The organism is Nonomuraea sp. NPDC050202 (genome assembly GCF_040656115.1).
In the GTDB taxonomy this organism is placed as follows: domain Bacteria; phylum Actinomycetota; class Actinomycetes; order Streptosporangiales; family Streptosporangiaceae; genus Nonomuraea.
Genome location: NZ_JBFALF010000003.1, coordinates 281341 through 300555 on the forward strand (window position 1 = coordinate 281341; position 19215 = coordinate 300555).

Here is a 19215-nt window from a genome sequence, read left to right on the forward strand (position 1 = left end):
TATCGTATACAAGATGTTAGTGGTGTTGCGCCGCGAGCTTATCGGCGTCCGTAACCTCCCCCGCCGGCTTCTCCGCCTTCCTGGCGCGCAACCACAGCCACAGGGCGGTGCCGTACATGCCCAGGCCGAGCAGGACGAATCCGATCGCCACCGGCCAGCGCAGGCCGGGTGACACGTGCGTGGCCAGGAACCACGAGTGCTGGAGCTGCCCGTTCGTCAGGAAGACCATGGCCACGATGCCCTGCGGCACCAGCGGGATCGCGCCGAACGACGCGCAGATCAGCACGATCATCCGCTGCGTCCGCGACATGCTCTCGGGCAGCTGGAACGTCCCCGGCGCCGCCTTGCCGCTCTCGGGCGCCCGCCCCGTACGCATGAGGTGCAGCAGCTCCGGCCCCCTGGCCGTCAGCCGCCGCTCCGCCAGCAGGCCGAACCCCCACCAGCACAACGCCCCGGACAGCAGCCCGGCCGGCACGCCCCACCAGCCGAAGAACACCGCCACCGCCACGGCGGGCGCCGCGGTGAGCGCCACCAGGGCCAGCATCAGGTACGCCATGCCGGTGGCCGAGCCGTCGTCCTCGCTCGTCCGCAGCGGGTTGCCGCCCCGGTTCTTCGGGTCGATGCCCGGGATCAGCCCGGCCACCGACACCAGCGGCACCAGCCCCACGGCCCCGCCGAGCAACGCGAACGTGGCCGCCATGACCAGCGGCCACGGCCCGTCCACGACCGCGGTGCAGATCACCGCCAGCGCCAGCCCGACCGGCCCCACCGCCGCCAGCCAGGCGAGCTGACGGCCCCGCACGTCGGAGGCGCCCGGCGTCATCAGCGTCAGCCAGTGGGCGGTGCCGTCGGTGCCGTACACGTTGGCGGTCATCGCCGCCGCCATCATGATGAACAGCGGCGCGGCCAGCGGCAACATCTCCTCGATGCCCAGCATCAGCGGCACGGCCGCGAACGCCACGCCGTACGTGAAGGCGAACGCGAGCTGGTGGTTGCGCACCAGGTCCCGCGTCCACGACCGCAGCTCCTTGGCCACCACGGCGCCGTGCGGGGTGCCGGCCCGCATCGGCCTGCGGCCCCGCGTCGAGGGCCGGCTCCGGCCCGCCCGCCTGGTCAGCAGCGCCGCCCACGCCAGCAGCAGCAGCACGACCAGCACCGCCATCGCGGCCAGCGCCAGGTACTCACCTTGGACGGCGAGCAGCCCCCACCCGGACGGCAGGTACCGGACGACCTCCGGGATCTGCCCGCCCTGCCCGAAGGCCGCCATGAACACCCAGATCTGCCCCAGGAAGGCGAGGATCACCCCGTTGACCACCCCGGCGCCGATCGCCCCGATCCTGGAGCCCAGCGCGAGCCCCATCAGCGCCACGCTCACCTTCGACAGCAGCACGAACACGGCGAGCTGCAACACCATCGCCGGCACGGCCACGAGCGCTCCGGCGACGCCCTCACGCACGCCCGCGGCCACCAGCCCCGCCAGCGCGAGCAGGCTCACCGCGGGGGCCACCCCCACGAACGCCGCCACCAGCAGCCCCGCGGCCATGCGCTGCGGCCGCAGCCCGAGCAGCGAGAAGAACTCCGGCCGCAGCGTCTCGTCACCGCCGCCGGAGAACACCGGGCCGATGATCCAGCCGAGCATCCACACCGAGTACGCGGCGGCCAGCCAGTCGCCGCCCAGGAACGCCAGGACGATCGTGCCGCCCGCCAGCAGGACGCCGAGGCTGCCGGCGGAGGCCATCATGCCGCCCTGCTGGCCCTTGGTCGAGTGGCGCAGGATCGAGAGCTTCATCCTGGCCATGGTGAGCGCTACAGCCATGACAGCCCCCTGGCGGCAGTGGAGCCGGCGCCGACCAGCTCGACGAACCTGTCCTCCAGCGTCGCCGCGCCGCGTACCTTCTCCAGCGGGCCGGCGGCTGCCACCCGGCCCTTGTCGATCACGCCCACGTGGTCGCAGAGCTGCTCCACCAGCGCCATCACGTGGCTGGACAGCACGACCGAGCCGCCACCTGCCACGAAACCGCGCAGGATCTGCTTGATCGTCGCCGCCGACACCGGGTCCACCGCCTCGAACGGCTCGTCCAGCACCAGCAGCCTGGGCGCGTGCAGCAGCGCCGTGGCCAGGCCGATCTTCTTGCGCATGCCGGTGGAGTACTCGATGACCAGCGTCTTCTCCGCCACGTCCAGCTCCAGTACCGACAGCAGCTCCTCGGCCCGCTCGGCCACCACCTCCTTGCTCAGCCCGCGCAGCAGGCCGAGGTAGGTCAGCACCTCCCGGCCGGTGAGCCGCTCGGGCATGGCCATCCCGTCGGGCAGCACGCCGACGAGCTGCTTGGCCTTGGCGGGGTCGGACCACACGTCCGCCCCGAAGATCCGCGCGGTCCCCGCGTCGGGCCGCAGCAGGCCCACCGCCATGGACAGCGTGGTCGTCTTGCCGGCGCCGTTCTGCCCGACCAGGCCGTAGAAGGAGCCCTGGGGGACGTCGAGGTCGACGTGGTCGACCGCGGTGTTCTCGCCGAAGGTCTTGGCCAGACCCTTGATCTCTAACGCCGGCGCTGTCATGGGTGTCTCCTGGTAGCGAGGGTGAAAGTGGTGACCAGCTCGCGGGTGAGCAGGTCGAGGTCGAAGTCGGGGTCGTTGAGCAGGCGGCCGGGCACGGCGTCGATGGCGCCCCGGATGGCGATGGCCATGCTGCGCAGGTGGAAGTCGCGGAACTCGCCGGTGCGCCGGCCCCAGTCCAGCAGCTTCTCCAGGTCGGTGATGGCCACGTCGGCCTGCTGGTCGTACGGGCCGGCGCGGGAGTCCTCCCCGACCGCGTGCGTGACGATCTGCACCAGCGCCAGGAGGGGTTTGCGATGCAGCCGCATGAACTCGAGATTGCTCTCGATGTAGGCACGCAGGCCCTCCGTGGCGGTGGGCTGGGAGAGGATGCGCGGGATCATCAGGTCGGTGGCCAGCTTGGCCACCTCCGTCACCACGGCCTGGATGAGCTGGTCCTTCCCGCCGAAGTGGTACGAGATGACGCCGGTGCTGATCTTGGCGCGCTTGGCGATCCTGGCCAGGGTCGTGTGGAGGTAGCCGTGCTCGGCGAGGACGTCGATGGCGCACTCGATGATCTGAGCCCGGCGCGCCTCTTCAATGAACGTTCGACTTTCTGGCGGCACGTTCAGAACTTTAAACGGTCATTCAAACGTGGGGGAAGCCGGGGGCCGACTTCGTGCCGGGACGATCGCTCAGGCGCGCAGGCGCAGACCCCGCGGCGTGGGATGGAACCCGGCCACCTCCAGGGCCGCCGCCAGGGGCGAGTCGACGATGGCGGAACCGTCGGCCCGCTCCACGGTCAGCTTGCCCAGCGCCCCGTCACGCACGGCCAGGGCCAGCGCGTCGACCGCAGGCTGCAGCCGGTCGCCGTCGGTGAACGACAGCAGCGTCTTGCCGCCGCGCTCGACGTACAGCACCAGGTGGCCGTCCACGAGCACCACCAGCGAGCCGGCCTTCCTGCCGGGCCTGTGCCCGGCCTCGCCGGGGCGCTGCGGCCAGGGCAGCGCGGCGCCGTACGGGCTGGCCGGGTCGGCCGCGGCCAGCACCACGGCCCTTCGCCCCTCTTGACGAGGGGAGGACGCGAGGCCGGGAGCCATGGCCCGCATCCGGTCCACCGCCCCCGGCAGGGCGAACTGCGCGCCGCCGAGCCCCTCGACGAAGTAGCCCCTGCGGCACCGCCCGCTCTCCTCGTACGCCCGCAGCACCTGGTAGATCGGCGTGAACCCGCCAGGCAGCCGCTCCGACGTCACCGCCCCGCGCGTCACCACGCCATGCCGCTCCAGCAGCACCTCGGCCTGCGCGTTCGCCCGCTGGGTCGCGTCGGCCGCGGCCGAGGGCAGCAGCCACCACCGCCCCGCCACCGTCGGCGGGCCGCTCCTGCTCGGCAGCACCGCCCTGCGCCGCCGCGTGGTCGCGGGCCGGTGGGCGGGCCGCCCGGTGCCGAGCGTGGACCGCAGCGGGGCGAGCGTGTCGCCCGAGACCCGCCCGGACCACACCAGGTCCCACAGCGCGGCCACCAGCGTGGCGTCGTCCAGCGCGGACCCGAACTGGTCGGTGAGGCCGCGGAAGAACAGCGCGCCGCCCCCGCCGAGCAGCTCCAGCACGCGCTCGTGCACCGGCGTCATCGTGATCTCGGCGGGCTCGGGCATCAGCAGCGGCGCGGTGTCGGCGAAGTAGAGCGACACCCAGCCGTCGCCGCCGGGCAGCGACCCCTGCCCCACCCAGATGACGTCGCCCGCCGAGGTCAGCTCGTCGAGCAGCGCCGGATGGTAGCCGGGCACCCGCGAGGGCAGCACCAGCGTCTCCAGCGCCGACGCGGGCACAGCCGCCCCCTGGAGCTGCTCGATCGAGCGCACCAGCGCGTCCATCGCCCGGGCTGAGCTGACCGGGCCTCGCATGTCCGTGCCGAAACCTGCCGTGCCGAAACCTGCCGCACTGGAACCTGCCGCACTGGAACCGGCCGCACCGGAACCGGGCGCGGCGCGGCCGCTCGCGTCCGTGCCGGAGCCCGCTGGGCCCTGCCCGGAGCCTGTGATTCCGTGCCAGGCAGGCAGGAACAGCGCCAGCGTCTCGGGGGCGACCGGCTCGACCTCCTTGCGCAGCCGGGCCAGCGACCTGCGGCGCAGCATCCGCAACACGCCCGCGTCGCACCACTCCTCGCCCCGCCCGCCGGGCCGGAACTCCCCGCTGACGACCCGCCCGCTCGCGGCCAGCCGCCGCAGCGCGTCGGTCACCACGGCCACCCCGAGCCCGAACCTGGCCGCGACCGTGCCCGCGTGGAACGGGCCCCGGGTACGGGCGTGCCGCGCCACCAGGTCGGCCAGCGGATCGGCCACCGGCTCCAGGAACGCGTGCGGGATCCCGACGGGCAGCGGCACGCCCAGCGCGTCACGCATGCGCGCGGCGTCCTCGATGGCCGCCCACTGCTCCTCGCCGGCGACGCGCACCCTGATCGCCCGCCGCGACCGCTCCAGCTCCTCCAGCCAGGCGGGATCGCCGCCGCGCACGCTCACGTCGGGAGCCAGCAGCGGCCCGTGCGAGCGCAGCAGGTCGGCGAGGTCCTCCAGGTCGCGCAGCGGCCGGTCGAGCCTGGCCAGCTCGCGCTCGCTGTCGGAGATCACGTCGGGGTCGAGCAGCTCGCGCAGGTCGGCCTGGCCGAGCAGCTCGGCCAGCAGCGTGGTGTCCAGCGCCAGGGCCTGCGCCCGGCGCTCGGCCAGCGGGGCGTCGCCCTCGTACATGAACGCGCCCACGTAGTGGAACAGCAGCGCCGCCGCGAACGGCGAGGCCTGCGACGTCTCCACCTCCACCACCCGCACCCTGCGCGCGGCGATGTCGCGCATGAGCTGCACCAGCCCCGGCACGTCGAAGACGTCCTGCAGGCACTCGCGCATCGTCTCCAGCACGATCGGGAACGAGGCGTACTGCGAGGCCACGCCCAGCAGGTGGGCCGCGCGCTGCCGCTGCTGCCACAGCGGGCTGCGCCGGCCGGGCGTGCGGCGCGGCAGCAGCAGCGCCCGGCCCGCGCACTCCCTGAACCGGGAGGCGAACATGGCCGACCCGCCCAGCTCCTCGGTGACGATCTGCTCGATCTCCTCGGCGTCGAAGGCCGCCACGTCGGTGGGCGGCTCGGCCAGCGTGTCGGGGATGCGCAGCACGATGCCGTCGTCGGAGTGCACGGCCTGCACGTCGATGCCGTAGCGCTCGCGCAGCCGCCGGTTGATCGCCAGCGCCCACGGCGCGTGCACCCGGGCGCCGTAGGGGGAGTGGATGACCACGCGCCAGTCGCCCAGCTCGTCGTGGAACCGCTCCACCAGCAGCGTGCGGTCGTCGGGGACGTACCCCGTCGCCTCCCGCTGCTCCTGGAGGTAGGCCAGCAGGTTGCCCGCGGCGTACTCGTCGAGACCCGCCGCCCGCATCCGGTCCGTCGAGCCCTGCTTGGCCTGCTCGCGCAGGAACTGCCCGATCGCCCGGCCCAGCTCGGCCGGCCGCCCCGGCGCGTCGCCGTGCCAGAACGGCAGCTTGCCCGGCTGCCCCGGCGCGGGCGAGACGAGCACCCGGTCGGCGGTGATGTCCTCGATCCGCCAGGAGGTCGCGCCCAGCACGAACACGTCGCCGACCCGCGACTCGTAGACCATCTCCTCATCCAGCTCGCCCACCCTGGAGGCCCGCTCGCCCACCAGGAAGACGCCGAACAGGCCCCGGTCGGGGATCGTGCCGCCGTTGGTCACCGCCAGCCGCTGCGCGCCTGGCCGGCCCTGGAGGGTGCCGGTCACCCGGTCCCACACGATGCGGGGCCGCAGCTCGGCGAACTCCTCGCTCGGGTAACGCCCGGCCAGCATGTCGAGCGTGGCCTCCAGCGCGCTGCGCGGCAGCGTGGCGTAGGGGGCGGCCCGCTTGATCACGCTCTCCAGCTCGTCGACCGTCCACTCGTCGAGCGCGGTCATCGCCACGATCTGCTGGGCGAGCACGTCGAGCGGGTTGCGCGGATAGCGCAGCTCCTCGATCAGGCCGCTCTTCATCCGCTCGGCCACCACGGCGGTCTGCGCCAGGTCGCCCCGGTACTTGGGGAAGATGACGCCTCTGGACACCGCGCCCACCTGGTGGCCCGCCCGGCCGATGCGCTGCAGCCCGCTGGCCACGCTCGGCGGCGCCTCCACGCACGCCACCAGATCGACCGCGCCCATGTCGATGCCGAGCTCCAGGCTGGAGGTGGCGACCACGGCAGGCAGGCGGCCCGACTTGAGCGCCTCCTCGATCTGTGCCCGCTCCTCCTTGGAGACCGAGCCGTGGTGGGCGCGTACGATCTCCGTCACCACGCCCTTGCTCGCGCCCGCCTGCGCCATCACCTCGGCGGGCATGGGCCGGGAAGGCCCGCTCTCCCAGATGGACAGGTCGACGGTCTCGGTGCCCTGCTGCCGCTCGTAGGCCAGCTCGTTCAGCCGCGTGCACAGCCGCTCCGCCAGCCGCCGCGAGTTGGCGAAGACGATCGTGGAGCTGTGGGCCTCGATCAGGTCGAACAGCCGGTCCTCGACGTGGGGCCAGATCGACCGGTTGCCCGGCTCGGGGGCGAACTCCTCCTCCTGGGGCGCTGCTCCAGCGCGGCCCTCCATCTCCGTCATGTCCTCGACGGGGACGACGACCTCGACCTCGATCCGCTTGTCGGACGGCGGCTGCACCACGGTGGCCGGCCGCGCCCCGCCGAGGAACGCCGCCACCTCGCTCACCGGCCGCACGGTCGCCGACAGCCCCACCCGCTGCGCCGGCCGGTCGAGCAGCGCGTCGAGCCGCTCCAGGCTGAGCGCGAGATGGGCGCCGCGCTTGGTGCCCGCGACCGCGTGCACCTCGTCCACGATCACCGTCTCCACGCCGCGCAGCGCCTCCCGCGCCTGGCTGGTGAGCAGCAGGAACAGCGACTCCGGCGTGGTGATCAGGATGTCGGACGGCTTGGCGGCGAACCGCCTGCGGTCCTCGGCGGGGGTGTCGCCCGAGCGGATCGCCACCGAGATATCGGGCACCGGCAGGCCGAGCCGCCGAGCCGTCTGCTTCAGCCCGGCCAGCGGCGCGCGCAGGTTGCGCTCGACGTCCACGGCCAGCGCCTTGAGCGGGGACACGTACAGGACCCTCGTCCCCTTGCGCCCCTCCGCGTGCTTGTCCTGCGCGTGCTTGTCCTGCGCATGCTTGTCCTGCGCGTGCTGCTCCGGCGCGGCGGCCAGCCGGTCGAGCGACCACAGGAACGCCGCCAGCGTCTTGCCCGAGCCCGTGGGCGCGACGACCAGGGTGTGGTCGCCGCGCGAGATCGACTCCCACGCCCCCTCCTGGGCGGCCGTGGGCGCGTGGAAGGCCCCGGCGAACCATTGCCTGGTCACCTGGCTGAACTGGGCTAGCGAGCTCACCTGCACATAGTGCCTCCCGGCACCGACAGAAAACGCATTTGGCGCGGCGGCGGGTGATTGAGCCGGTGCCCTGGCGGACATACAGCGACCGTGACCATCGATTACGCGACCATCGAAGCCCGCCGAGCGGAGATAAGACAGCGCTACGTTTTACCGCACCGGCCGTCCAGCAGCGCGCGTGGCCTGCACCACATGGCGCTGATCTCGTCCGACGTGGAACGCACCATCAAGTTCTACCAGGAGCTCCTGGAGTTCCCGCTCACGGAGATCATCGAAAATCGCGACTACAAGGGGTCGAACCACTTCTTCTTCGACATCGGCAACGGCAACCTGCTCGCCTTCTTCGACTTCCCCGGCCTCGACCTCGGGCCGTACCAGGAAGTGCTCGGCGGGCTGCACCACATCGCGATCTCCGTCGATCCCGCCACGTGGGAGAGGCTGCGCGGGAAGCTGGAGATGGCCGGCGTGCCGCACCAGATCGAGAGCGGCGCCTCCATCTACTTCAAGGACCCCGACGGCGCCCGGCTGGAGCTGCTCGCCGACCATCTCGGTGAGATGTACGGCGCGCGGGTGTTGTGACCCGCGAGGTGTCTAGCGCCGTGACGCCCTGCGCGTGCGCGGCTTGCCCGCACGCGGCTCCTGTCTGATACCGGCGTGCCGTTCGGCACGCTCCGCCTTCTCCTTCCGCACGGCCTGTTGCAGCGCCAGCAGTAACCGGCGGCGCTTGGCTCTGTTGGCCTTCGTCCTGGCTGTCTTCGGGGGTGAAGACTTGGGGGTCTTTGGCATGGGGATGTCCTACCCACACCTCGTGCGCTTCCATACTTGGGTTCATGCGCCTGACGGAGTTCTGGAGACGGATGAACGCTCACTTCGGTGAGATGTACGCGGAGTCGTGGGCCCGCGACTACGTCCTGGCCCCTCTCGGCGGTCGCACCGTCGTGCAGGCGCTGGCCGACGGCGAGAGCGTCAAGACGGTGTGGCGGGCGGTCTGCCAGGTGGAGGACGTCTCGTCCAAGCTGCGTTAGGCCGATCGCTCCTGATCGAGGGCGTCACGGAGCGCCGTGGCCGCGCGCTCCAGGTCGGCGGCGGGCCACTGCCCGCCGGGCGACCACAGGAACTGCCAGCCGTGGCTCGCCGGGGTGGCGAAGATGATCGTCTGGCGCCCGGTGCGCGGGTGCCATACCCACAACACCGGGTCCTCACCGCCGACCATGCGGCTGACCAGGCCATGGGCGGGCAGCAGCTCGGCGAGTGCCTCGAGATGGACGCGTCGTTCCCCGGTGTAGCCGCTCGCCACGTGCCGCCTCCAGTCGTCGCCCTGGAGTGAGTCTCCCCAGCTCATGGCGCCCGACAACACGCAGGAGGCAACCGCCCGCGTGTCATTCCCGTGAGGTGCCCATCAGGATGCGCATGCCCGCGAAGTCGAACGTGAGCGCGTACGGCCTGAAGAACTCGTGCGTGGGCAGGCCGCCGATCCGGAAGCCGAACCCGTGCTCGAACCAGTCGGGGAACGCCCCTGCCAGGCCGGGGACGTCGTGGCGGACGGCGGTGCCGAGCGTCACCCGCCCGGCCGTCACCGGATGCGGGCCGCCGTCCGCGGGGACGGCGATCCCGGCCGCGTCGAGGGTGGAGCGGGGAGCCGTGAAGCCGATGTCGCCGCCGCCGGTGTCGACGAAGAACACCATCCGGTCGAGGTGGTTCACGGTGCCGTGGGACAGCAGGAAGTGGTCGCCCAGGAACCACAGGGGCGCGGTGTGCTCCGCCCGCACGGCGGCGCGCCTGTCCCGGCGCAGCACGAGCGCCCGGCCCGGATAGTCGATGGTGGCCAGGAACCGGGCCAGCACGCTGGTGCCGATCGCGCCCTGGGTCTGCCTGCCGTCGGGCGCGGTGAGGCGGATCTCGTCGGGGATGGTGTGCGCCGGCACCTGCTCGATGGTCAGCTCACCCATGGTGAGCCGGTCCACGCGGCCCTGGAGGTTCGGGTGCTCGCCGTAGAGGGTGCGGCCCGTCGTGCGGCCGTACGTGGGGATGCCGAGGCGGGCGGCGTAGTCGTCGTTGAGCGCGAACAGCGCGCCGGTGTCGAGGAAGAACAGGGCGGGCGGCGCGCCGTTCAGTGACGCCTCGATCATGGGCAGCGGGCTCTGCGCCGCGAACGGGATCCTGACGGCCGCGGGCCCCGAGATCGTGTACGGGGTACGTCCGGCGAAGCTCCTGAGCTGCTCGGGGGTGGCCGAGAGGGCGCCCTCCGTCACGCCGGGCAGGAGGTCGGCCAGCTCGGCGAACTTGTCGGCGCGCCACAGGGTGTCGCCCAGGTTCCGCAGCGCGCCGGCGTGGCCGGGGTCCAGGCGCAGGACCCTCCTCAGCAGGCGCTCGGCCGCCGGGAGCCGGTTGGCCAGGAGGGTCAGGTAGGCGTGCTGGGCGAGGGCGTGCACGTGGTCGGGGTCGGCCGCGAGCACTCGCCGGTAGAGGACGTCGGCGGTGTCGAAGTCGCCCGCCTGGAACAGCTCGTCGGCGCGCTCCGGCGTCACGGGTCCGTCCACGGGCGTCCTCTGCTCGATCTCCATGGGCTCCTCTTTCCGATACTCGTCGGTATTCAGATACCGCTCAGTATTCGGATACTCTTGGGGATGTCAACCTTGTGGAGCGTGGAGTGGGTGGTGGCGGTGGAACGGCTCAGCAGGCAGGAGCAGCGTGAGCGCAATCGGCTCGCCCTGCTGGAGGCGGCGGAGAAGGTGTTCGCCGAGCGCGGGATCCAGGGCGCGTCGGTGGACGAGGTGGCCGCCGAGGCCGGGCTCACCAAGGGGGCCGTCTACTCCAACTTCGACGGCAAGGAGGATCTGCTGCTCGCGGTCCTGCGGCACGGGCTCGGGCGGGAGGCGCGGGCCCAGGCGGAGCGGCTGCTCCACGGCGGGCGGGAGGCGGGGGCGCTGGTGGAGGAGTTCGGCGCGTACTGGGTGGAGAGCGCGCGGGGCGGCGGGCAGGACAGGTTCGCCCGGCTGACGGTGGAGTTCATGGTCCACGCCACTCGCCATCCGGCCGTGCGCGAGCAGCTCGTCGCCCTGCTGTTCCCCGGTGAGGGCGCGGGTTCGGGGCCGCATCCGCTGGCGCCGGTGGGGAGCGGGCTGGCGGAGCTTCCGTACGAAGAGGCCGACGCCATCCTGAAGTCCCTGGACCTCGGCATGCGCCTGCTGACCCTGCTCGCCCCCGAACACTGTCCCCCGGAGCTGTTCCTCAAGGCGCTCCGGCTGCTCGCCGCGCCGAAGCCAGCCGGACTGGCGGATGGGCCGGGGGACGGGCTGGCGGATGGAGTGGCCGGCGGGGCGGCAGGTGAGGCGGCGGATGGGGCGGCAGGCGGGGCGCCAGGTGGGGTGGCGGGCGGGGCGGGCTCGGGCTGACGGCTGGCCGGAGCGGGCGGGCGGATGTGCATGCTCTCATGGTCGACCTGCGTGTTCTTGCTGTGATCGAACAGCCGTTCGGCTACGATGGACGCAGCCGAGCCGCCACGTCTTCCCCGACACGGCAGAAATTGTCGGTGGCAGGCCGTAGCTTTCACTCGACTGATCGGACCACGACCCCCAGGGGGAGTTCCCATGGCTATCAACGACCGCGAGAAGGCCCTCGAGACCGCGCTCGCCCAGATCGAGCGGCAGTTCGGCAAGGGCTCCGTCATGAGACTGGGCGATGACGCCCGAGCTCCCATCGAGGTGGTCCCCACCGGGTCGATCTCCCTTGACGTCGCCCTCGGCATCGGCGGCCTGCCGCGCGGCCGCATCGTGGAGATCTACGGCCCGGAGTCCTCGGGCAAGACCACGATCGCCCTGCACGCCGTGGCCAACGCCCAGCGGGCCGGGGGCATCGCGGCGTTCATCGACGCCGAGCACGCCCTCGACCCCGAATACGCCAAGAAGCTGGGGGTCGACACCGACGCCCTGCTGGTCTCCCAGCCCGACACGGGTGAGCAGGCGCTCGAGATCGCCGACATGCTGATCAGGTCCGGCGCCGTCGACATCATCGTCATCGACTCGGTCGCGGCCCTGGTGCCCAAGGCCGAGATCGAGGGTGAGATGGGCGACAGCCACGTCGGCCTCCAGGCCCGCCTCATGTCCCAGGCCCTGCGCAAGATCGCCGGCGCCCTCAACAGCACCGGCACCACCGCCATCTTCATCAACCAGCTCCGCGAGAAGATCGGCGTCATGTTCGGCAGCCCCGAGACCACGACCGGTGGTAAGGCGCTGAAGTTCTACGCCTCGGTCCGTATGGACATCCGCCGCATCGAGACCCTCAAGGACGGCACGGAGGCGGTCGGCAACCGCACCAGGGTCAAGGTCGTCAAGAACAAGATGGCCCCGCCCTTCCGGGTCGCCGACTTCGACATCCTCTACGGCGTGGGCATCTCCCGCGAGGGCGGCCTCATCGACATGGGTGTGGAGCACGGCTTCGTCCGCAAGTCCGGCGCCTGGTACACCTACGAGGGCGACCAGCTCGGCCAGGGCAAGGAGAACGCCCGCAACTTCCTGAAGAACCACCCCGACATGGCCAACGAGATCGAGAAGAAGATCAAGGACAAGCTGGGCGTGGGCCCGCGCCTCGACGCTCCCGTCGAGACCGCCGCCCCTGCTCCTGCCCCGGCCGCCGCCCCGTCGGGCCGCGGCTCGAAGTCCACCCCCAAGCCGGGTGACGTCTGATCGCTGACCCGATGAGCAGCACGGACCGGCCGCAAGCGCCCCAGCCGCCAGACCGGGGCGCCTGGCCCGACCCCACGTCATCCCGCCCGCGCGACCTGGCCCGCTCGGCCACGGACGGCTGGCCGTCGGTGACGGAGTGGCGCGAGCAACGCGACCGCATGCGCGCCGCCACCCCTTCCGACGAAGACGGCTCTCCCGACCCGCCGGGCCCGCCCGCCCAACCGGTCGACCCGCCGCAGGGTCCCCCTGCCCGCCAGACCGACCCGCCGCCGGGCCCACCGCTGGGCCCACCACTGGGTCCGTCTGGGCGACCGGCCGACCCTCCGCCCGTCGCCGGCGTGGCTGACGGAGGAGACGACCAGGGCGTCCGTGCCGAGGCCTCACCCCAGGGGCGCCGTCCTGGGGACGAGTGGCACCCCGAGGTGCTGGCCGGGAGCAGCTGGTTCGCGGCGGAGCCGAGCGACAGCGAGGGGCGGCGACTGGACGGCCGCACCGCCCCGGGATCCGGCGGACGTGCCGGGCGGTCCAGGGGGAAGTCCGGGCGCTCAGGCGGAAGATCAGGACGGACGGCTGGAGGCTCAGGGCGGTTCGGGCAGGCCGGCGAAGGGCTCGGGCCCTTCGGCGAAGGCTTCGATCAGCCCGATGGCGGAGCTGGATGGTTCCAAGGCGGTGCTGGACGGCCCGATGACGGACCTGAGCGGTTCGAAGGCGGTGCAGGACGGCGTGATGGCGGTGCTGGACGGTCTGCTGATGATGCTGGACAGCCGGACGGGGCCGGACAGCGGTATGGCGGCGCAGGACAGCCGGATGCGCGCACTGGCTGGCTCGGTGAGGGCGCCGGGCAGGTCGGGGGCGCCGGGCAGGTCGGGGGCGGCAACGAGTGGTCCGAGAGCGGTGCCGGGGGACGGTCGCGGCGGGGCGGTCGCAAGAGCGGCCGGCGGCGGGGACGGCTGCCCGACGGGCCCGATGCCGAGAGCCCGGCCGGCACGGGGCCTCAGGCGGATCCCGAGTCGGTGGCCCGCGCCATCTGCCTCCGCCTGCTCACCATGGCTCCCAAGACGCGCGCCCAGCTCGCCGAGGCCCTGCGCAAGCGGGACGTGCCGGAGGAGGCCGCGCAGGCGGTGCTCAGCCGCTTCTCCGAGCTGGGGCTGATCAACGACGAGGCGTTCGCCGCGGCCTGGGTCGATTCCCGGCACCACGGCCGGGGGCTGGCCAAGCGCGCCCTTGCGGCCGAGCTGCGTCACCGGGGCGTCGACAGCGACACGGTCAACGAGGCCGTGGAACGGCTGGATCCCGACCAGGAGGAAGAGACGGCCCGGCGGCTGGTGGAACGCAAGCTCGCAGCCACCCGTTCGCTCGACCCGCAGACCCGTACCCGTCGGCTGGCCGGCATGCTCGCACGCAAGGGCTACCCTTCCGGCTTGGCCTTCCGCGTCATCCGGGAAGCGCTCGAACAGGAGGGCGTCGAGGTGGAGGAGGACTTCTCCTGAGTCACGTCCCGATCCTCTGTGCTCGTGCGCCGTGGGACAGGCCGGTCGGCCTCCGCCTTTCGCAGGTGACGGCGACAGGTGCGGACGGCCGACGCCTCCGCTTGCCGCCCCTGGCGGCAGGATCCCTGCTTGCCGTACGGGACGGCGGGACCCCTGCTTGCCGTCCCTGACGGCTGGATCCTTGCGTGCCGTACGTGACCCGTGCCTCCGGCCGTCGGGCCTGGCGGTGGCGCGCTGGGGGCTCCTGAGCCGCTGGCGGGTGTGCCTTGCCCGTTCGGTGACCCGGGTCATGGGCGACATGCCGCAGCATGCCCCGACCAGAAGGGCGATTCCGGCGCTCATGGGTGACACCTGTCTGAACGTGGAGATGCAGGCCTGTAAGACACGCTTGATGACGCGTTTGCTTGCTCGTGACCTGTTCGACGCATAACCTCGACGGCAGTGAGGAGTTACTCCGCGCAGCGCGGATTGCCATACCGGTGAACGACGGACGAATTGAACGAGGCAGGAGAGGTGTCGGCACGAGCGGTCGACGCCCCATCAGCCTTGGCTTGACATCGATCCCGGCGATGACGCCGACAGGGCTTTCCGCGGCGCGCCTGTGACCCCTCCCGTTTGTGGCCGCGTTATGAGTTCTTGACGACGCGAGGAGGGCGGGGCACACATGGGGCCGCTGGTCGTGGTGCTGATGGTGGCGGTGCTCGTGCTCGCGTTCGGGATGATCGTGGCGCTTCTCGTCGTCATACGCCGCACCTCGGGCAGCCTGCCCGGCAAGGCCAAGCCCAGCGCCGAGCAGGTGGAGGCGGTCCACGAGGAGCTGGAGCAGGCGCGGGAGGAGGCGCGGGAGATCCGCCACAAGGCGGAGAGCGACGCCGAGGACATCCTGCGCAGGTCGGAGGCGGCGGCCGAGAGCGCCGCGCAGATGCGGCGCGAGGTCGAGGAGGAGAGCCGGATACTCAAGTCCGAGCTCAAGGAGCTGCGCTCCGACCTCGAGCGCCGGGAGGCCAGGCTGGCTGAGCGGGAGCAGCGGCTGGACGAGGAGGCCAGGCGGCAGGCGGAACGTGACAGGAAGCTGGCCGAGACCGAGGTCGAGCTGGCCGACCGGCGCGAGGAGCTGCTGCAGGTCGAGCAGGAGCGGCGGCTCATCCTGGAGCGGGTGGCCGGGCTGACCGGCGAGCAGGCCAAGTCCGAGCTGGTCAAGGAGATCGAGAACCAGGCCAAGCGCGAGGCCGCGCTGATCATCAGGGAGATCGAGGGGGAGGCCCGCAAGGAGGGTGAGAAGCGGGCCACGAAGATCGTGACGCTGGCCGTGCAGCGGCTGGCGGCCGAGCAGACGGCCGAGTCGGTCGTGAGCGTGCTGCACCTGCCGGGCGACGAGATGAAGGGCCGGATCATCGGCCGCGAGGGCCGCAACATCCGCGCCTTCGAGTCCACGACCGGCGTGAACCTGATCATCGACGACACCCCCGAGGCGGTGCTGCTGTCGTGCTTCGACCCGGTCAGGCGGGAGACGGCGCGGCTGACGCTGGAGAAGCTGGTGCTCGACGGCCGCATCCACCCGCAGCGCATCGAGGAGGCGCACGACCGCAGCCGCCAGGAGGTCCAGGACCTGTGCGCGCGGGCCGGCGAGGACGCCCTCGTCGAGCTGGGCATCACCGACATGCACCCCGAGCTGACGCTGCTGCTCGGACAGTTGCGCTACCGCACCTCCTACGGGCAGAACGTGCTCAAGCACCTCATCGAGTCCGCCCACATCGCCGGCATCATGGCCGCCGAGCTCAAGATGAACCAGACGCTGATGAAGCGCTGCGCCCTGCTCCACGACATCGGCAAGGCCCTGACGCACGAGGTCGAGGGCAGCCACGCGCTGATCGGGGCGGAGATCGCCCGCAGGTACGGCGAGGAGGAGGACGTGGTGCACGCCATCGAGGCGCACCACAACGAGGTCGAGGTGCGTACCGTCGAGGCGGTGCTCACGCAGGCGGCCGACGCGATCAGCGGCAGCCGGCCCGGCGCCCGGCGCGAGTCCCTGGAGGCGTACGTCAAGCGGCTGGAGCGGCTGGAGGAGATCGCGCAGTCCTACGACGGCGTGGAGAAGGTGTTCGCCATGCAGGCCGGGCGGGAGATCCGGGTCATGGTCAAGCCGGACGCCATCGACGACATCCAGGCCCAGGTGATCGCCAGGGACGTGGCCAAGCAGGTGGAGGAGGAGCTCACCTACCCCGGGCAGATCCGCATCACGGTGGTGCGGGAGTCGCGGGCGACCGAGTTCGCCCGCTGAGCCTCCCGCCGCCCGCCTACGAGAAGATCTGCTGGTAGAAGGCCAGCTCCGCCGCGAGGGCCGCCGCGCGGGTCTCGGTGCGGCGGAAGCCGTGCGACTCGCCCTCGAAGGCCAGGTACGTGCACGGCACCCCGCGGTCGGCGAGCGCGTCGGCGAAGGCGGAGGACTGCTCGGGCGGCACCACGGGATCCTCCAGGCCCTGCAGGAGCAGCATGGGGCAGCTCACCCCGTCGACCAGCGCGAGGGGTTCGCGGGCGGCGTACACCTGCGGATCCTCCGGCCCGACCAGCCACTCCACGTACCGGGACTCGAAGTCGTGGGTGTGCGCGGCGAGCGGGGCGAGGGCGCTGATGCCGTAGTAGGAGACGCCGCCGGCGAACACGTCGGAGCGGCAGCAGGCCGCCATCACCGTCCAGCCGCCCGAGCTGCCCCCGCGTATCGCGATCCGGCCCGGGTCGGCCAGCCCCTGGGCGGCCAGCCACTCGGCGGCGGCGATCGCGTCCTCGACGTCCACCACGCCCCACTGGCCCTTGAGCCGGTCGCGGTAGGCGCGGCCGTAGCCGGTCGAGCCGCCGTAGTTGAGGTCGAGCACGCCGATGCCGCGTGAGGTGAGGAACGCCTTCTCCAGGTCGAGCGCGGTGTCGGCGTGGGCGGTCGGGCCGCCGTGCACGAAGATCACGTACGGGGGCGTGCCGTCGGTGGCGGCGGCGTGGGGCGGGTAGAGGAACGCGTGCACGTCCGCTGAGGCCCGCCGCACGAGTACAGGCTCGGGGACGGGCAGGTAGGCCGGGTCGGGCAAGGTGGCGAGGTCCCGTTCGAGCGCCTGGTGCCCACCCGTGACCGTGTCGACGGCCACGACCGAGCGCGGGGTCGTGGCGGTGTACCCGACGCCGATCACGGACGTGCCGTCGGCGGCCAGCGCCGCGTTCCAGCCGGTGTGGGGCAGGTCGAGGTCGGTCAGCGTGCCCGTGCCGGGGTCGAGCAGGCCCAGCCGCAGGTCGCCGCGCCCGTGCAGGACGGCGAGCCGCCCGTCGGGCAGCACCGCGTACGGCATGCCGCCGAGCTGCCACGGCGGCAGCGTGAACTCCTCCTCGGCCGGGCGCAGCGCCCGCGCCCCCTCGCCGCGCAGGCCCACCTCGTAGAGGTTCCACCAGCCGGAGGCGTCGGAGACCAGGTAGAGCCGGGAGTCGTCCTTCCAGGAGGGCGCGAGCACGGACTCGGTGGGGCCGCCGCGGACCCGCCACGCGGTGCCGCCGCCGTCGAGGGGGACGACGCGGAGCTCGGTGCCGTCCCAGGGCATGCGGGGGTGGTCCCAGCAGACATAGGCCAGATGCCGCCCGTCGGGCGAGACGGCCGGACCGGCGTAGAAGTCGCAGCCGGCGGCCCACACGCGGGTCTCGCCGCCGTCCAGCGGGATCGCGACGACGGCCCTGGTGACCTTGCCGTTCTCGTCGTGGTGCTCGCGTACGCACCACACCTGGCCGTCGTGCACCAGCAGGTCCGCGTAGCGGCAGCCGTCGTCGGTGAGGGGCTCCGGCTCGCCGTCGCCGGACAGGACGTACAGCCGCTGGTCCTTGAGGTTGGCGAAGACCACGTCGCCGGCGGGGGTCACGGCGTACGGCCTGCCGCCGTACTCGTGCACCCGCGTGCGCGCGCACCAGGGCGCGGGCAGCAGATCGCGGCGCGTGCCATCGGCGGCGCGGCGGACGATCACCGTGCGCCCGCCCTCGTCGGGACGGTCCTCGGTCCACCACACCCGGCCGTCCATGGCCACGGGCCAGCCGGGACGCACGCCGGACCCGGCCACGTCTCTGGTCGAAATGGGGGAGGGCCAGAAGGGCATACCCGCATCCTGCCGGAAGATCGCTTGGAGTGCGGACCGGTCCCCGGAGATCAGGGGCACCCCGCGGGCCGCGGCAGGGCGGAGGGCAGGTCGAGATTTGTTCTGCCGAACCATTTGCGCAGCAGCCGCGTGGTCGTCCCGTCCTGCCACATGCGGGCGATCGCCCGGTTGACGGCCTCGCAGGTCTCGGTGTCGCCCTTCTTGAGCCCGACGGCCCAGTTCTCGTACGAGATCGGCTCGTTGAGCAGCCGGAACCTGCCGGGGTCCTGCTGGGCGAACCCGGCCAGGATCAGGTTCTCGGTGCTGACCGCGTCGAGCTGGTCGGCGGCGAGCTTGCGGACGCAGTCGGAGTAGTTGGCGGCGTTCACCAGCCGGGCCGGCAGGTCCAGCTTGCCGTCGGGGGGCGGGTCCACGATCCGCCGGTAGGAGTTCGAGCCCTCGGCCAGGCAGATCCGCTTGCCCCGCAGGTCGCTCGTCCTGCGGATGCTCGTGTCGCCGGCGCGGACCATGGTGTCCTGGGGGACGATCGCGTACGGGCCGCCGAACGTCACCTTGGGCCTGCGGGCGTGCGTGATGGAGTAGGAGGCCACGATCATGTCCACGGTGCCGTTCTGGAGCAGCGCCTCGCGGGTGGACGACGGCGCCTCGCGCCAGATGATCCGCACCTCGTTGCCGCCGGTGAGGTGGTTGACGAGGTAGCGGGCCACGTCGGCGTCGAAGCCCTGGGGCTCGCCGCTGCCCATCTTCAGGCCGAGGCCCGGCTGGTCCCACTTCGTGCCGACGACGACGGTGCCGGTGTTCTTGATCTTGTCCACGACGGTTGCGTACGAGCCGCCGCCGCCACACGCGGCCAGCCCCACCGTCACAGCCGCCCCCGCGAGCGCCGCCCTGCGCATGCTCACCCGAGTACCCGCGCCGACCGGGTTGCAATGCGGATCTGACGCTTTCTTTGACATCCCGGGCGGCGAGCATGACGTTCGCCGCC

General features: G+C 72.3%; 14 protein-coding genes. 6 read left to right on the plus strand and 8 right to left on the minus strand.

Features of this window, described 5'->3' with window-relative positions:
* Nucleotides 1-16 precede the first annotated feature (16 nt).
* The 4 genes from AB0I79_RS11365 to AB0I79_RS11380 form a co-directional block, all read right to left on the minus strand.
* Nucleotides 17-1816, minus strand: coding sequence for a hypothetical protein (locus AB0I79_RS11365; RefSeq protein ID WP_357870373.1), 1800 nt, complete (start codon nucleotides 1814-1816; stop codon nucleotides 17-19).
* A complete protein-coding gene (locus tag AB0I79_RS11370; RefSeq protein ID WP_357870376.1) occupies nucleotides 1807-2559 on the minus strand; it encodes an ABC transporter ATP-binding protein in 753 nt (250 codons plus the stop codon). Before AB0I79_RS11370 ends, AB0I79_RS11365 begins: the two co-directional genes overlap by 10 nt.
* Entirely contained in the window at nucleotides 2556-3161 is a 606-nt protein-coding gene (locus tag AB0I79_RS11375; RefSeq protein ID WP_357870379.1) for a TetR/AcrR family transcriptional regulator, read from the minus strand. Before AB0I79_RS11375 ends, AB0I79_RS11370 begins: the two co-directional genes overlap by 4 nt.
* A 69-nt stretch (nucleotides 3162-3230) precedes the next feature.
* A complete protein-coding gene (locus AB0I79_RS11380) occupies nucleotides 3231-7931 on the minus strand; it encodes a DEAD/DEAH box helicase (protein WP_357870381.1) in 4701 nt (1566 codons plus the stop codon).
* A 192-nt stretch (nucleotides 7932-8123) separates the two neighbouring features.
* Between AB0I79_RS11380 and AB0I79_RS11385 the strand changes: the two genes are divergently transcribed.
* Both AB0I79_RS11385 and AB0I79_RS11390 read left to right on the plus strand, forming a co-directional pair.
* Nucleotides 8124-8510 carry a VOC family protein gene (locus AB0I79_RS11385; RefSeq protein ID WP_246547069.1) on the plus strand — a complete coding sequence of 129 codons (387 nt, stop codon included), beginning with the start codon at nucleotides 8124-8126 and terminating at the stop codon, nucleotides 8508-8510.
* Nucleotides 8511-8761: 251 nt separating this feature from the next.
* Nucleotides 8762-8956 carry a DUF3046 domain-containing protein gene (locus AB0I79_RS11390; protein ID WP_357870384.1) on the plus strand — a complete coding sequence of 65 codons (195 nt, stop codon included), beginning with the start codon at nucleotides 8762-8764 and terminating at the stop codon, nucleotides 8954-8956.
* Here the strand turns inward: AB0I79_RS11390 and AB0I79_RS11395 are convergent.
* On the minus strand, nucleotides 8953-9273 hold the full coding sequence (locus AB0I79_RS11395) for a hypothetical protein (RefSeq protein WP_357870386.1): 321 nt from the start codon (nucleotides 9271-9273) through the stop codon (nucleotides 8953-8955). The two genes, AB0I79_RS11390 and AB0I79_RS11395, sit on opposite strands and share 4 nt — an antisense overlap.
* Before the next feature lie 37 nt (nucleotides 9274-9310).
* Nucleotides 9311-10495 carry an aspartyl protease family protein gene (locus AB0I79_RS11400; protein WP_357870388.1) on the minus strand — a complete coding sequence of 395 codons (1185 nt, stop codon included), beginning with the start codon at nucleotides 10493-10495 and terminating at the stop codon, nucleotides 9311-9313.
* Nucleotides 10496-10558: 63 nt separating this feature from the next.
* Here AB0I79_RS11400 and AB0I79_RS11405 point away from each other — a divergent pair, with 63 nt between their 5' ends.
* The 4 genes from AB0I79_RS11405 to rny all read left to right on the plus strand — a co-directional run bounded on the left by AB0I79_RS11405 (nucleotide 10559) and on the right by rny (nucleotide 16387).
* Nucleotides 10559-11326, plus strand: a complete 768-nt coding sequence (locus tag AB0I79_RS11405; protein ID WP_357870391.1) for a helix-turn-helix domain-containing protein — start codon at nucleotides 10559-10561, stop codon at nucleotides 11324-11326.
* A gap of 195 nt (nucleotides 11327-11521) precedes the next feature.
* On the plus strand, nucleotides 11522-12616 hold the full coding sequence (gene recA / locus AB0I79_RS11410) for a recombinase RecA (protein WP_357870394.1): 1095 nt from the start codon (nucleotides 11522-11524) through the stop codon (nucleotides 12614-12616).
* Nucleotides 12617-13566: 950 nt separating this feature from the next.
* Nucleotides 13567-14106 (plus strand): recombination regulator RecX, encoded by a 540-nt coding sequence (gene recX, locus AB0I79_RS11415; RefSeq protein WP_357871633.1) that lies wholly within the window; start codon nucleotides 13567-13569, stop codon nucleotides 14104-14106.
* A gap of 664 nt (nucleotides 14107-14770) precedes the next feature.
* Nucleotides 14771-16387: a ribonuclease Y gene (gene rny / locus AB0I79_RS11420; protein WP_357870397.1), complete on the plus strand. Its 1617-nt coding sequence runs from the start codon at nucleotides 14771-14773 to the stop codon at nucleotides 16385-16387.
* A 16-nt stretch (nucleotides 16388-16403) separates the two neighbouring features.
* On the opposite strand, the gene AB0I79_RS11425 is transcribed toward rny, so the two are convergent.
* Both AB0I79_RS11425 and AB0I79_RS11430 read right to left on the minus strand, forming a co-directional pair.
* Nucleotides 16404-18230, minus strand: a complete 1827-nt coding sequence (locus AB0I79_RS11425) for a prolyl oligopeptidase family serine peptidase (RefSeq protein ID WP_357870400.1) — start codon at nucleotides 18228-18230, stop codon at nucleotides 16404-16406.
* Nucleotides 18231-18280: 50 nt separating this feature from the next.
* A complete protein-coding gene (locus AB0I79_RS11430) occupies nucleotides 18281-19126 on the minus strand; it encodes a glutamate ABC transporter substrate-binding protein (RefSeq protein WP_357871635.1) in 846 nt (281 codons plus the stop codon).
* Nucleotides 19127-19215: the final 89 nt, after the last annotated feature.

Bases quoted from the DNA above. Each gene is read 5' to 3' on its own strand.
- rny (WP_357870397.1), top strand. From the start codon at position 14,771: ATGGGGCCGCTGGTCGTGGTGCTGATGGTGGCGGTGCTCGTGCTCGCG.
- AB0I79_RS11430 (WP_357871635.1), bottom strand. From the start codon at position 19,126: ATGCGCAGGGCGGCGCTCGCGGGGGCGGCTGTGACGGTGGGGCTGGCC.
- AB0I79_RS11385 (WP_246547069.1), top strand. From the start codon at position 8,124: ATGGCGCTGATCTCGTCCGACGTGGAACGCACCATCAAGTTCTACCAG.
- AB0I79_RS11400 (WP_357870388.1), bottom strand. From the start codon at position 10,495: ATGGAGATCGAGCAGAGGACGCCCGTGGACGGACCCGTGACGCCGGAG.
- AB0I79_RS11370 (WP_357870376.1), bottom strand. From the start codon at position 2,559: ATGACAGCGCCGGCGTTAGAGATCAAGGGTCTGGCCAAGACCTTCGGC.
- recA (WP_357870394.1), top strand. From the start codon at position 11,522: ATGGCTATCAACGACCGCGAGAAGGCCCTCGAGACCGCGCTCGCCCAG.
- AB0I79_RS11390 (WP_357870384.1), top strand. From the start codon at position 8,762: ATGCGCCTGACGGAGTTCTGGAGACGGATGAACGCTCACTTCGGTGAG.
- AB0I79_RS11405 (WP_357870391.1), top strand. From the start codon at position 10,559: ATGTCAACCTTGTGGAGCGTGGAGTGGGTGGTGGCGGTGGAACGGCTC.
- AB0I79_RS11365 (WP_357870373.1), bottom strand. From the start codon at position 1,816: ATGGCTGTAGCGCTCACCATGGCCAGGATGAAGCTCTCGATCCTGCGC.
- AB0I79_RS11425 (WP_357870400.1), bottom strand. From the start codon at position 18,230: ATGCCCTTCTGGCCCTCCCCCATTTCGACCAGAGACGTGGCCGGGTCC.
- AB0I79_RS11395 (WP_357870386.1), bottom strand. From the start codon at position 9,273: ATGAGCTGGGGAGACTCACTCCAGGGCGACGACTGGAGGCGGCACGTG.